This is a genomic window from Rhizobium etli CFN 42, assembly GCF_000092045.1.
Lineage (GTDB): Bacteria > Pseudomonadota > Alphaproteobacteria > Rhizobiales > Rhizobiaceae > Rhizobium > Rhizobium etli.
Genome location: NC_007761.1, coordinates 1849890 through 1861923 on the forward strand (window position 1 = coordinate 1849890; position 12034 = coordinate 1861923).

At 60.9% G+C, this 12034-nt stretch carries 13 protein-coding genes; 3 read left to right on the top strand and 10 right to left on the bottom strand.

What is annotated here, in order from left to right; translation table 11 throughout:
- The first annotated feature begins 84 nt into the window (after window positions 1-84).
- Window positions 85-660 carry a TetR/AcrR family transcriptional regulator gene (locus tag RHE_RS09015; protein WP_011425055.1) on the top strand — a complete coding sequence of 192 codons (576 nt, stop codon included), beginning with the start codon at window positions 85-87 and terminating at the stop codon, window positions 658-660.
- Between the two features lie 46 nt (window positions 661-706).
- Here RHE_RS09015 and RHE_RS09020 read toward each other — a convergent pair whose 3' ends face one another.
- Window positions 707-1321 carry an FMN-dependent NADH-azoreductase gene (locus tag RHE_RS09020; protein WP_011425056.1) on the bottom strand — a complete coding sequence of 205 codons (615 nt, stop codon included), beginning with the start codon at window positions 1319-1321 and terminating at the stop codon, window positions 707-709.
- 139 nt (window positions 1322-1460) lie between these two features.
- On the opposite strand from RHE_RS09020, the gene RHE_RS09025 reads away from it, so the two are divergent.
- A complete protein-coding gene (locus tag RHE_RS09025; protein WP_011425057.1) occupies window positions 1461-2429 on the top strand; it encodes a LysR family transcriptional regulator in 969 nt (322 codons plus the stop codon).
- 38 nt (window positions 2430-2467) lie between these two features.
- Here RHE_RS09025 and RHE_RS09030 read toward each other — a convergent pair whose 3' ends face one another.
- The 4 genes from RHE_RS09030 to RHE_RS09045 form a co-directional block, all read right to left on the bottom strand.
- Window positions 2468-4456, bottom strand: coding sequence for a bifunctional 2',3'-cyclic-nucleotide 2'-phosphodiesterase/3'-nucleotidase (locus tag RHE_RS09030; protein WP_011425058.1), 1989 nt, complete (start codon window positions 4454-4456; stop codon window positions 2468-2470).
- 280 nt (window positions 4457-4736) lie between these two features.
- Window positions 4737-5141, bottom strand: coding sequence for a PilZ domain-containing protein (locus RHE_RS09035; RefSeq protein WP_011425059.1), 405 nt, complete (start codon window positions 5139-5141; stop codon window positions 4737-4739).
- A 144-nt stretch (window positions 5142-5285) separates the two neighbouring features.
- Window positions 5286-6194 carry a DMT family transporter gene (locus RHE_RS09040; protein WP_011425060.1) on the bottom strand — a complete coding sequence of 303 codons (909 nt, stop codon included), beginning with the start codon at window positions 6192-6194 and terminating at the stop codon, window positions 5286-5288.
- Between the two features lie 71 nt (window positions 6195-6265).
- Window positions 6266-6727: an Lrp/AsnC family transcriptional regulator gene (locus RHE_RS09045; protein ID WP_011425061.1), complete on the bottom strand. Its 462-nt coding sequence runs from the start codon at window positions 6725-6727 to the stop codon at window positions 6266-6268.
- 156 nt (window positions 6728-6883) lie between these two features.
- Between RHE_RS09045 and ald the strand changes: the two genes are divergently transcribed.
- A complete protein-coding gene (ald, locus tag RHE_RS09050; protein ID WP_011425062.1) occupies window positions 6884-8002 on the top strand; it encodes an alanine dehydrogenase in 1119 nt (372 codons plus the stop codon).
- 16 nt (window positions 8003-8018) lie between these two features.
- Here the strand turns inward: ald and RHE_RS09055 are convergent, their stop codons facing one another.
- The 5 genes from RHE_RS09055 to RHE_RS09075 form a co-directional block, all read right to left on the bottom strand.
- Entirely contained in the window at window positions 8019-8528 is a 510-nt protein-coding gene (locus RHE_RS09055) for a DUF1203 domain-containing protein (RefSeq protein WP_011425063.1), read from the bottom strand.
- A 262-nt stretch (window positions 8529-8790) separates the two neighbouring features.
- Window positions 8791-9351 (bottom strand): GNAT family N-acetyltransferase, encoded by a 561-nt coding sequence (locus RHE_RS09060; protein WP_011425064.1) that lies wholly within the window; start codon window positions 9349-9351, stop codon window positions 8791-8793.
- A 5-nt stretch (window positions 9352-9356) separates the two neighbouring features.
- Window positions 9357-10226, bottom strand: a complete 870-nt coding sequence (sseA, locus tag RHE_RS09065; RefSeq protein WP_011425065.1) for a 3-mercaptopyruvate sulfurtransferase — start codon at window positions 10224-10226, stop codon at window positions 9357-9359.
- Window positions 10219-10980 (bottom strand): alanyl-tRNA editing protein, encoded by a 762-nt coding sequence (locus RHE_RS09070; RefSeq protein ID WP_011425066.1) that lies wholly within the window; start codon window positions 10978-10980, stop codon window positions 10219-10221. Before RHE_RS09070 ends, sseA begins: the two co-directional genes overlap by 8 nt.
- Before the next feature lie 6 nt (window positions 10981-10986).
- Window positions 10987-12024: a cysteine synthase A gene (locus RHE_RS09075; RefSeq protein WP_011425067.1), complete on the bottom strand. Its 1038-nt coding sequence runs from the start codon at window positions 12022-12024 to the stop codon at window positions 10987-10989.
- Window positions 12025-12034: the final 10 nt, after the last annotated feature.

The window sequence follows — 12034 nt, forward strand, 5'->3', positions numbered from 1 at the left end:
GTCAACGATCTGGATTATGATCGTTATCTTTAAGGATTATGATTGTAATCCATGCGAGTCAAGAGACAATTCGAGGAGATTCCGATGGGGCGTTCGCAGCTGGAAAAACAGAAGACGCACGAGAAGATCGTCGAGACCGCGTCAAAGCGGCTGCGGGAAGAGGGGCTGGAAGGCATCGGCGTCGCCGACCTGATGAAGGAGGCCGGGCTGACCGTCGGGGGCTTCTACAAGCACTTCGCCTCCCGTGACGAACTCGTCGCCGAGGCGATCGAGTCCGCCTTCGATTCATGGGGGCGCAGGCTGGAAGCAGAGGGGGTGGACCCGGCGAAGATGACGGCTGCCGATATCGCCGATCGCTATGTCAGCGCCTATCACCGCGACAATCCGGGCGAAGGCTGCCCTTTCGCCGCGCTGACCTCCGATATCGCGCGCAGCGGCGAGAAGGCGCGGCGCATAGCGACGGAGCGGCTCGAACGCAATTTCGAGGCTTTGGCCAGCAAGGCCACCGGAGCGAATGAAGGGGAAAGACGGCGAAAGGCAATCATGGCCTTCGCAATGATGGCAGGCGGCGTCGGCCTTGCCAGGGTTTCCTCGGATGAGGCTCTTTCGGACGAAATCCTGGAGACGATCCGGGATTTCGTTGCCGATATCGAGAAATGACGAACGGCCGGCACGTGCCGGCCGTTCAACGAGGGTTGAAAGCCGATCAGGCTGCGAGTGCGATTTCCTCGACGCGCGACTTGGCGGCGCCGATGGCCTTTTCAGCGGCTTCGGGGCCAAAAGCCAGGCCTTCGACATAGATGGTTTCGATGTCGGTGATGCCGAGGAAGCCGAGAACCGACTTCAGGTAAGGCACGGCATGGTTCAGGGGGGCAGCCGGTCCCTGCGAGTAGACGCCGCCGGAAGCAAGCACCACATAAACTTTCTTGCCGGTTACGAGGCCGACCGGGCCGCTTTCCGTGTATTTGAAGGTCACACCGGCGCGGGCGACATTGTCGATCCAGGTCTTCAGCGACGAATAGATGTTGAAGTTGATCAGGCCGGTGCTGATGACGATCGTGTCGGCGGCAAACAGTTCGGCGACCAGTTCGTCGGAGGTCTTGACGGCTGCGATCTCTTCGGCGGTGCGGGCTTCCGCCGGCTTGCGGATCGCGCCGGTGAAGAGGTCGTCGATATGCGGCAGCGGGGTGGCGGCAAGGTCGCGACGGACGACGACGCTGCCCGGCTTCTGGTTTTTCAGCTTCTCGGCGAGGTCGGCGGCGATTGGCGTCGAGAGCGATTCGGCACGCGGGCTGGACGTCAGAAGAAGAATGGACGACATGGTGCATTTCCTTTCGAATTGAACGGGACGGCCCGGTGTTGGGAGGTGAGCCGCGGTGTCGAACAGGAAAATAAGTCTGGCCTGCTATCGAAAAAACGGAGATAATGTCGATCGAAACTATCGACGGAATGGATGGAAGATGCTTCCGAACCCGACCCTGGACCAATTGCAGGTGTTTCTGACTGTTGCCGAGACCGGCAGCTTTTCGGCCGCGTCGCGCACGCTGAATCGCGCGCAGTCGGTCGTCAGCTATACGATCGCCAATCTCGAGGCACAGCTCGAGATGCCGCTTTTCGAGCGCTTCGGGGCGCGCCAGCCGAAGCTGACGGAAGCGGGCAAGGCGATGCTGGAGGATGCGCGACGAATTCTCGGCGACCTGCAGGTCATGCGGGCGCGCGTCAAGAGCCTGAAGGAAGGGCTTGAGGCGGAGGTTTCGGTGGCGATCAGCGTCATGGTGCCCTCGCGGGCTGTGGTGGACGTGCTGCACGAATTCCGCGAAAGGTTTCCGACCGTTTCATTGAACCTCAATGTCGGCGAGCTTGGAATGGTCATGGATCTCGTTCTGAGCGGCAAGGCGACGATCGGCATCGGCGGCGCCGTCCTCAAGCAGGACGATGCGATAATCACCGAACGGATCGGCCATTCCTTCATGTTGCCCGTTGCCGCTCCCAACCACCCGCTTGCCCAAATCAGCCGGCCATTGACACTCGGCGACGTGCGCGAGGAAGTGCAACTCGTCGTCACCGACGCCTCAGGCCGCACGAAGGGACGGGATTTCAACGTCCTGTCCTACAAGACCTGGCGCGTCAGCGATATCGCGACGAAACACCAGCTTATCAAGGCCGGTCTTGGCTGGGGCGGTCTTCCGGCTCCCATTATGCATGATGATTTGCGCAGCGGCGCACTCGTCCATCTCGATCTCGATGCCTATGAACAGGGCGAGTACGCCATCTATTCGATGCGCCAGCTCGCCAACCCGCCCGGGCCTGCCGCCAGCTGGATGATCGACGCGTTTCGCACGCGGCTTTCCCATTGCCCGAACCAGGCCGATTTCCATGCGGAAATGGCGGAACTGCGTGACGCCATTCCGCCGCTTGCGGCCGAATGAGGAAGACGCGGAGCCGCGCCTTCCTCCAAATTCCACCCCTAAAGAACCAGCCGGAACTTCGAGAAGCCGTCGGCACCGTCGCCGGCATCCTCGATCTTGACGCTCTTGACCGCGGCGAGGAACTGCTTTGCCTTGGGCCCGCTGTCGAAGGTAACGGTCGTGCCCGGCAGCGGCTTGAAGGTCCAGTTCGCATCGGCCGACGGATTGATCGTACCCTGGTCGTGGACATAGCGGACGATGACGTCGCGATTGGTATCAGGTGCCTGGAAGATCACCTTGTCCGCTGCAATCTCCGGGAAACTGCCGCCGCCGCCGGCGCGGTAATTGTTGGTGACGACGACGAATTTCTGAGCCGGATCGATCGGCTTGCCATCGAAGGCGAGATTCTGGATGCGGTTGGAGTCCGGATTGATCGCCTTGCCGGATGAATCATATTTCGGCGGTTGCGACAGATCGATCTGGTAGGTCACCCCGTCGATGACGTCGAAATTATAGGACGGAAAGTCGGTGTTGAGCAGCGGCGCATCCTTCGAACCGGCCTTGATATGGTTGAACATGCCGGCCGACATTTCGAGCCAGTTTTTCACCTGGGCGCCGGTGATCGCCACAGCCTGCACCGTGTTGGGATAGAGATAGAGATCGGCGACGTTCTTGATGGCGATATCGCCAGCCGGGACATCGGTATAGTAGTCGGCGCCGCCGCGGCCGCCCGCCTTGAAGGGGGCCGCCGCTGAAAGCACCGGCAGATCCTTGTACGCGGTGTCGGCGAGCATCTGCTTGATGTACCAGGTCTGGGCCTGGCTGACGACCTGCACGGAAGGATCGTCGGCAACCAGCGCAAAATAGGAATAGAGCGGCGCGGAGGTCTTGCCGACGGGCGTGCGGACATAGGCGAGTGTCGCCTCATGTTCTGTCCTGGCGGCCTCGACGACCTCTTTCTTGTCGGTATAATCGGCGATCACTTTCTTCTTGTCGTCGCGATGATAGATCGGCCGTGCTTCCGAGGTGAAGTCGACGATCTTCCAGCTGTTGCCGTCCTTTTCCAAGAGCAGGTCGATAAGGCCGAGATGCGAGCCCCAGAAGCCTGCCATGACGGCGGGCTTGCCGTGCAGTGTGCCCTTGACCGGGTCGGCGTTGGCGATGCCGTCCCAGCTCTTGGGGCCGGGGAAGACGAGATGCTGGTGGCCGGTGAAGATCGCGTCGATCCCCTCAACGGCGGCAAGATGCAGCGATGCATTTTCCATCTTTTCGGACGGCGCGCTCCCGTCGATGCCTGAATGGGAGAGGGCGATGACGATATCGGCGCCGGCCTCCTTCATCGCCGGGACCCAGGCCTTGGCGGCCTCGACGATGTCACGCGTCTGCGCCTTGCCCTCAAGGTTCTTGATATCCCAGAGCATGATCTGCGGCGGGACGAAGCCGATGAAGCCGATCTTGACCGGGCTCTCATTGCCGGAGCCGTCCTTGATCTGTTTTTCCACGATGATGTAGGGCTTGAAGAACAGGTCGTCCTGCTTCGGGTCCGAGGCGAGCTGGCCCTTGGTCAGGTTGGCGCAGACAAAGGGGAAGTTCGCGCCCGACAGCACCTTGAACATGAAGTCGAGGCCGTAGTTGAACTCGTGATTTCCGAGCGTGCCGACAGTATAGCCGAGCGTGTTCATCGCCTTGATCACGGGATGGACGTCGCCGTCCTTCATGCCGTGCTGATAGGCCATGTAGTCGCCCATCGGATTGCCCTGCAGCACGTCGCCATTGTCGATCAGCAGCGAGTTGACGGCCTCCGCACGGATATTGTCGATGATGGTCCCGGTGCGCGCCAGACCCATCGTGTCGTTCGGCTTGTCGTCGTAATAGTCATAGGGAAAGACGTTGACGTGAATGTCCGTCGTTTCCATCAGCCGGAGATGTGCCTGGTTGGCGCTGGCACGCGCACTGAATGGGTGCAGCAGCACCAGCGCCGAGGTGGCGGCAAGGCCGCCAAGTAAGGAACGACGGCTCATTAAGCCGACATCGAAAATGGAAGACATGAAAACTCTCCTTCAAAGGTCACGCATCGTCCGGCCCCTCAGAATTAGGACGATTTGGCGAGGAGTACACGGCGAAAATGACAGGACCGCAAAACAATTCGCGGGGAAGGCGAGATAGTCTTGAAGCGCGATGTGGGATGCGGTTATCCCGCGGGAGTAGCGCGCCATCCCTGTTGCTCCACGTGCCGCCCGTCCGCTGGTCGACGAGGCGCAGGCGACTTGTTGCGATGCCGGCCAGGTGCGGAAATGGATCCGCCGGTGCTTGGAAAGGCAGTGCTGCCTACGATTTCGGCCGCAATGCCGTCCGCTGAGGCGAGCGGTCGCCGACGGGCCTGGGGGTCGTCAGCTGCCGTACCGCCAGCACCGGCCGTATTTCCTTATGGAAAAAACGGAAATAGGAGGAGACCTGCGCTCGCGCGTTGGAGTTCACATCGAACTGGATCCCGATGCGCCCATTGTGTTTCCAGCGGATGACGCCTTCGAGGAGCCCGAGGTTTTCAGCTTCGATGCGCACCTTGCTACCCGAAGCGGCGTGGAAAGGTTCCCTCGTCTCCAGGGCGGCGCCGGTCACCGACAGATTGAGAATGCGGACATCCACCTCGCTGTTCAGAAATTTGACGCTTCCGAAGACGCGGCAGTTTTTCCGGTCGGCCTTTCGCGCCGTGATTTTCAGGTTTCGGGTCATATGTTCTCCCTTGATACAGCGAAAGAGCATAGCGGCCGAAAATTGAAATGGTTTTAGGCGCTTGGCTAAAATTGGAGTAAAACTGGTCGTTCGCGTTAACGTACGCCGGCCAGCTATGCGGCAAAAACAATGACGCAACGCCGGCTAGCCGGCGTCGCGCAGGTCCAATGCGATGCGGGCTTTGGCCGCCCTTCGCCCAACGACATGCTCGCGCCAGATCGTGAAGATGCCGGCGGCGACGACGATCGCCGAGCCGACGATCGTGTTGAGGCTGAGCGTTTCGCCATAGATCGTCACGCCGATGATCGAAGCGTAAACGAGTGACAGATAGGTCAGCGGCTGAACGGCGGCGGCATCGAGACTGTCGTAGGCGCGGATCAGGAAATAGTGGCTGGAAATGCTGGTCATGCAGACCAGCGCCATCCAGCCCCAGTCGCCTGATGACATCCAGCTCCAGTAGAACGGCCCGATCAGCGTCATCGCGACGGCGCCGACGACACCGGTATAGAAGAAGCTGGTCGTCGAAGAATCGTCGCGGCTGACGAGGCGTGTGGCGATGACGTAGAAGGCGAAATTGAAGCAGGAGGCGACGGCGAGAAGCAGCTTCACGTCGAAAAAATCCCCTTCCGGTTTCAGGATCAGCAGCACTCCGAAAAGCCCCGCGCCGATTGCCGCCCATCGCCGCCATCCGACTCGCTCGCCGAGGATCGGCATTGCCAGCAGCGCGATCAGGATCGGCGTCGCGGAAAAGATTGCTTGTGAACGGGCAAGGCCGATCACGGCAAAACAGGTGATGGCCAGAACCACCTGAACCGCAAGCAGCAGGCCGCGTGCCACCTGCAGGACGGGGCGTTTGGTGCGAGCCGTCGCCTTGAGACCGCCGCGCATCTTCGAAGCGAGAATGATTGTGAAAAGCCCGAAGGCCCAGTAGCGGATCATCGTCACGAAGATCGGCGGATAGGCGGATGCCAGGTGTTTGGAGATGGCGTCCTGCAGCGAAAAGATGGTCAGCGCCAGCAGGGCGAAAATGTAACCGTGGGTCTTCGATTTCATGACATGCCGAGAAGCGGGAGACGCCCGCGCGCGCCGAAAGTCTGGTCAGGCATTCGGAAATAAGCAAGGCCTCAAAGCCCCACATTCGGCCTGTCGATGATTTCTCTGAGCGCGAAACTCGAGTTGATCTTGACCACATGGGGGAGGGCCGACAGCCAGTCGCGATGGATACGCTCATAGTCTTCGAGGTCGCGGGCGGCGACCCTGAGGATGTAGTCATATTCGCCCGACATCAGGTAGCAGACGAGCACGTTAGGGCAGAGCTTCACCGCCGACTCGAACTCCGCCAGCGTCTTGGCGAACTGGCCTGAGAGTGAAATATGCACGATGGCAATCATCTTATAGTCGAGCGCCTTGTGCGAAAGCCGCGCATGGTAGCCGTCGATGACGCCGCTTCTCTCAAGAATGTCGAGCCGGCGCGAACAGGCCGAAGGGGAAAGCCCGATCCTCTCGGCGAGCTCGGCATTGGTGATGCGGGCATTGACCTGCAAAACCTTCAGAATCGAAAGATCGATGGTATCGAGATCAGCCATTCGAACAACCTTCGAAAAAAATAATAGGTAACGCAATAATCACCGAAAAATGACGTTTGTGCAAACCGTGTTTGCAAGGACATTTCGCAGCCTTGATGATTGGATCGGTCGCAGAGGAGATCCGCGACCGCGGAGACAAAATGAGAGGAACGCGAAATGCGTGTCGGTTGTCCGAAGGAAATCAAGAATCATGAATATCGGGTCGGCCTGACGCCTGCTTCGGTGCGCGAATATGTGGCGCACGGCCACGAGGTCTGGGTCGAGACCAAGGCGGGCGCCGGTATCGGTGCCGATGATGCCGCCTACGCTGCGGCTGGCGCGAAGATCGCCGCCTCCGCGAAGGATATTTTCGAAAAGTGTGACATGATCGTCAAAGTCAAGGAGCCGCAGCCCTCCGAATGGGCGCAGCTTCGCGACGGTCAGCTGCTCTACACCTATCTGCATCTGGCGCCCGATCCCGATCAGACCAAGGGTCTTCTCGCCTCCGGCGTCACCGCAATCGCCTATGAGACGGTGACCGACGAGCGCGGCGGCCTGCCGCTGCTGGCGCCGATGTCCGAGGTCGCCGGGCGCCTGTCTATCCAGGCCGGAGCGACAGCCCTGCAGAAGGCCAATGGCGGTGTCGGTGTCTTGCTTGGCGGCGTGCCCGGCGTACTGCCGGCCAAAGTCGCCGTCATCGGCGGCGGCGTCGTCGGCCTGCATGCCGCCAGAATGGCCGCCGGACTTGGCGCCGATGTCAGCATCCTCGACAAATCCCTGCCGCGCCTGCGTCAACTCGACGACATTTTCGCTGGCCGTGTCCACACCCGTTATTCCAGCATTCAGGCGCTGGAGGAGGAGGTCTTCTCGGCCGACCTCATCATCGGCGCCGTGTTGATCCCGGGTGCGGCCGCTCCGAAGCTCGTTACCCGCGAAATGCTGTCCGGCATGAAGAAGGGCGCCGTCATCGTCGACGTCGCCATCGACCAGGGCGGCTGCTTCGAAACATCGCATGCGACGACGCATTCCGATCCGACTTATGAGGTGGACGGCGTCGTACATTATTGTGTCGCCAATATGCCCGGCGCGGTACCGGTCACGTCGGCGCATGCGCTGAACAACGCCACGCTGGTCCATGGGCTTGCGCTTGCCGACCGCGGCCTGCGCGCCATCGCGGAAGACAAGCATTTGAGGAACGGCCTCAACGTGCACAAGGGCCGGATAACCAACAAGCCGGTCGCTGAGGCGCTCGGCTACGAGGCCTTCGCGCCGGAGAGCGTGCTGAACGTAGCGTAAGCTTCGTGACTCAACGTCAAGCGAAGGCGCCGGTCTCTGTCAGAGCCGGCGCCTTTATCTTGTCGATCCGGCACTGGAAGCAGTTGTTGCGCGCCGAGCGCACATGCACATAGGCAACGTCCGGCCGTGCCAATAGCCTCTCGCCATAGGTCGCGATCTCGCCGATCACGGTCACCGCACCGGTGCCATAGACGATGCGGTTGTCTTCATTATAGCCGCGGAGAATGAAGTCCGGGCTCGTCATCAACACCGGCGGCAGGATCTCCTCGGCAGCATAGCGCTTGCAAGGTCTCTTGTGCAGAAAGATCGGGCCGGTTTCGGCATAGGGCTGCAACGCCGGGAATGGTCGGTAAGCGAAAACCAGCAGTTCCTCGCCCTCATCGATATTCTCAAGGCAGTGGCGGCAAGGATGACCCGGACCGTCGGAAACCATCGTATCTGGCAGTCTGTCGTAAGCATCGCAGCCGCCTTTCCAAAGATGCTCGGCGTCGATGGTCGGCATGGCGGTAAAACGAATGGCGGTCATGGCAAATCTCCTTGGTGATTGCCGTGAAACTGCGCTTGAGTCATCGCCCAAGCCACCCGTTTCTTGCGCATGCAGTTGCTTGTCGAGATCACCGCTCGAACGCAGTTTCCCGACGCAGGGCATGGCAATTTCTCAACGGCCGGAGGAAAATTGCCACCTTGCGTGCTCATTCCTGTCCGTCTTACTTCATTCGCAGCGCAGACGCGCCGTGGCTGGATTCCTGTGACAGGCACAGGAATTAGGGCGGTGGGTAACCAAACCGTCAGCCCTTTCTTGCAAGCTCCAGAAGCTCCTTGTCACTTAGCGGCCGCACAATGCCGGTGCCGGTCGAGACAGGAGAGAAGCCGTACATCTGATAGAGCTGCAGTGCGCGCGGATGGTCGAGATTATTGGTGGTCGTGGTGACGCGCTTCGGGTCGAGCGCCCAGATGGCATAGAGCGCCTGCAGCAGAAACCATTTGCCGATGCCAAGCCCGAGCGCATGTTCGATCAGGCCGAAATGGCTGAGTTCGATCGTCTCCTCGTCCTCGCAGAAATATTCGTAGAAGCCGGCCGGTGCGCCGTTCACGTAGAGGACGCTGATATTGTTGCGTTTGTCGTTCAGCATTTCTGACAGTTGCTCGTCGCTCATGCGCAGCCGGTCCACCCACTGCCAGCGCGCGCCCACCTGTCGGTAGAGATAGCGGTAGAAGGGCAGCGGTATGCCAGGGGCGCGCATGATCGCCGTCTGTATGTTGACGGGCACCGGCATGCTGGCCTTCGGCGGCGCCGTCATTTCAAGACGGGTGATATGCGCTTTGAGAGAAGCGGGCGTCTTTCCCATGGCGGTCAGGCTTTGACCGGCGTCGGCGGACCGGTGACAACAGGCGTATCGTCACGGCTGCCCCATTCGCTCCATGAACCGTCATAAAGCTTGTTGTCGTGATGGCCGAGGGATTCCAGCGCCAGCGTGATGATCGCGGCCGTGATTCCCGATCCGCAGGAGGTGACGACCGGCTTGGAGAGATCGATCCCGGCCTCTTCGATCGTCTGCCTGAGTTCGGGCAGCGACTTGAACCGACCCTGGTTGGCGAAGACACCGGAGGGCAGGCTTCGGGCGCCGGGCATATGGCCGGAGCGCATGCCGGCACGAGGCTCGGGTTCGGTAGCGGCGAAGCGGCCGGCGCTGCGGGCGTCGGCGATCTGCATCGCGCCGCTCGAGACAATGTCGCGCATGGTATCCAGCGTCACGACGCGGCTTTCGTCGAAGTCAGGCGTAAATGTCGCCGGCGCGTAGTTGGGGGCCGCTGTTTCGAGCGGACGGCTCTCTGCCTTCCAGCCGTCGAGACCGCCGTCGAGGACGTAGACGTTCTTGGCCCCCATCACCCGGAACAGCCACCAGACGCGAGGCGAGGCAAACAGGCCTATACCGTCATAGACGACGATGCGATCGTTCTCGCTGATGCCGAGCTTGCCGACTTCGGCGGCGAAGTAATCGGGCGAGGGGATAGTGTGCGGCAGCGCCGTCGAGTGGTCGGCGATCTTGTCCTGATCGAAGCGGATGGCCCCGGGGATATGGCCGGCCGCATATTCGGCATCGGCGTCACGCTTCTGCGCCGGCAGGTAGAAGGAGGCGTCCAGCACGCGCAGGTCCGGCTTGCCGAGCTCGGCCCGCAGCCATTCGGCCGAAACGACGAAGCGGCTCTTGCTCTCAGTCATTATGGTCTCCCCTTTGTCGGGCTTCTTCGCCGGGCGTGCCGAAGCGGATGCGGAAGCGCCGGTTCTCCTTGCCCTTCTTTTCGATCTTGGCGATATGGATCTGACCGACTTCCTGCGTCTCCGAGACATGTGTGCCGCCGCAGGGCTGGCTGTCAATCGAGGAGTTCTCGCCGATACAGACGAGGCTGACCCGACCGAGCCCCACCGGCGGGCGCACGTTCTTCGACTTGACGATATCAGGATTTGCCGCAAGCTCGTCGTCGGTGATCCATTGCTGATAGACCGGGTGGTTCTGGCCGACCAGTTCCATCAGCTTGGCCGTGACCTCGTCCTTGTCGATCGTCTCGCTCATGTCGAAGTCGACGCGGCTTTCTTCCTCGCCGACCGCCGCCCCGGTGATTGGATAGGAACAGATGACCGACAGCAGGTGGCAGGCCGTGTGCATACGCATCAGCCGGTAGCGGCGCGGCCAGTCGACATGCAGCACCAGCGTCTCGCCAACCTCCGGCCGCGGCTCGTTTTCGAGCGGCACGTGGATGATGACATCCTTGCCGGCGCCGTGTTTCGTCTGGCCGAGTGCTATCTTGGTGCCGTCGGCGCGTTCAAGCTGGCCGGTGTCACCGGGCTGGCCACCCGATGTGGCATAAAAGCAGGTCTGGTTGAGCTCGATGCCCCCGTCGTCGTGAACGGCAGTGACGACCGCCTCGCACGTGGAGAGATAGAAGTCGTCGCGATAGAGGGCATTGACGCGCATGAGGTCTCACACGGGCTCGTAGGGAACGTCTATGTCGGACGAACCAATCATCCAGCCCGGAACGGGCAGTCCCTTCGACCGCAGAAAATCCGGATTGAAGAGCTTCGATTGGTAGCGGTTGCCGTAGTCGCAGAGGATTGTCACCACCGTGTGACCAGGCCCGAGATCCCGCGCGAGATTAACCGCGCCGGCAATGTTGATCGCTGTCGAGCCGCCGAGGCACAGCCCCTCGTTTTCGACGAGGTCGAAAAGATAAGGAAGAGCTTCGGCATCGGAAATTCGATAGGCATAATCGGGCGTGAAACCCTCGAGATTGGCAGTGATGCGACCCTGGCCGATGCCTTCGGTGATCGAGGATCCCTCGGATTTCAGTGCACCGTTCTGATAGAACTCATAGAGCGCGGCGCCGTCGGGATCGGCAATGCCGATCTTGACGTCCGGCTTGAAGGCCTTGAGGCCGGCCGCCACACCCGCCAGCGTGCCGCCGGAGCCGACGGAGCAGATAAAGCCGTCGATCTTGCCGGCGGTATCGTTCCAGATTTCCGGCGCCGTCGTTTCGATATGCGCCTGGCGGTTGGCGACATTGTCGAACTGATTTGCCCAAATCGCCCCGTTCGGTTCGCTCTTCGCCATTTGTTCGGCAAGACGCCCGGACACTTTCACATAGTTGTTCGGGTTCTTGTAGGGAACGGCCGGCACTTCGACGAGTTCGGCGCCGAGCAGTTTCAGCGCGTCCTTCTTTTCCTGGCTCTGCGTTTCCGGGATGACGATAACGGTGCGGTAGCCGAGCGCCTTGGCGACCAGCGTCAGGCCGATGCCGGTATTGCCGGCCGTGCCTTCGACGATGACGCCGCCGGGCCGAAGCAGCCCCTTCCGCTCGGCGTCGCGAATGATGTAGAGGGCGGCACGGTCCTTGACCGACTGGCCGGGGTTCAGGAACTCCGCCTTGCCGAGGATGGTGCAGCCGGTTGCCGCCGAGGCGCCCTTGAGTTTGATCAGGGGCGTATTGCCGATGGCTTCGAGGACGGAGGGATGGAAGGTCATGGAATCTGCC

What these genes read in the sequence shown, in the direction of transcription:
- RHE_RS09020 (WP_011425056.1), bottom strand. Translation starts at nt 1,321, where the DNA reads ATGTCGTCCATTCTTCTTCTGACGTCCAGCCCGCGTGCCGAATCGCTC.
- RHE_RS09025 (WP_011425057.1), top strand. Translation starts at nt 1,461, where the DNA reads ATGCTTCCGAACCCGACCCTGGACCAATTGCAGGTGTTTCTGACTGTT.
- RHE_RS09055 (WP_011425063.1), bottom strand. Translation starts at nt 8,528, where the DNA reads ATGACCGCCATTCGTTTTACCGCCATGCCGACCATCGACGCCGAGCAT.
- RHE_RS09060 (WP_011425064.1), bottom strand. Translation starts at nt 9,351, where the DNA reads ATGGGAAAGACGCCCGCTTCTCTCAAAGCGCATATCACCCGTCTTGAA.
- sseA (WP_011425065.1), bottom strand. Translation starts at nt 10,226, where the DNA reads ATGACTGAGAGCAAGAGCCGCTTCGTCGTTTCGGCCGAATGGCTGCGG.
- RHE_RS09070 (WP_011425066.1), bottom strand. Translation starts at nt 10,980, where the DNA reads ATGCGCGTCAATGCCCTCTATCGCGACGACTTCTATCTCTCCACGTGC.
- RHE_RS09040 (WP_011425060.1), bottom strand. Translation starts at nt 6,194, where the DNA reads ATGAAATCGAAGACCCACGGTTACATTTTCGCCCTGCTGGCGCTGACC.
- RHE_RS09075 (WP_011425067.1), bottom strand. Translation starts at nt 12,024, where the DNA reads ATGACCTTCCATCCCTCCGTCCTCGAAGCCATCGGCAATACGCCCCTG.
- RHE_RS09045 (WP_011425061.1), bottom strand. Translation starts at nt 6,727, where the DNA reads ATGGCTGATCTCGATACCATCGATCTTTCGATTCTGAAGGTTTTGCAG.
- RHE_RS09030 (WP_011425058.1), bottom strand. Translation starts at nt 4,456, where the DNA reads ATGTCTTCCATTTTCGATGTCGGCTTAATGAGCCGTCGTTCCTTACTT.
- RHE_RS09015 (WP_011425055.1), top strand. Translation starts at nt 85, where the DNA reads ATGGGGCGTTCGCAGCTGGAAAAACAGAAGACGCACGAGAAGATCGTC.
- ald (WP_011425062.1), top strand. Translation starts at nt 6,884, where the DNA reads ATGCGTGTCGGTTGTCCGAAGGAAATCAAGAATCATGAATATCGGGTC.
- RHE_RS09035 (WP_011425059.1), bottom strand. Translation starts at nt 5,141, where the DNA reads ATGACCCGAAACCTGAAAATCACGGCGCGAAAGGCCGACCGGAAAAAC.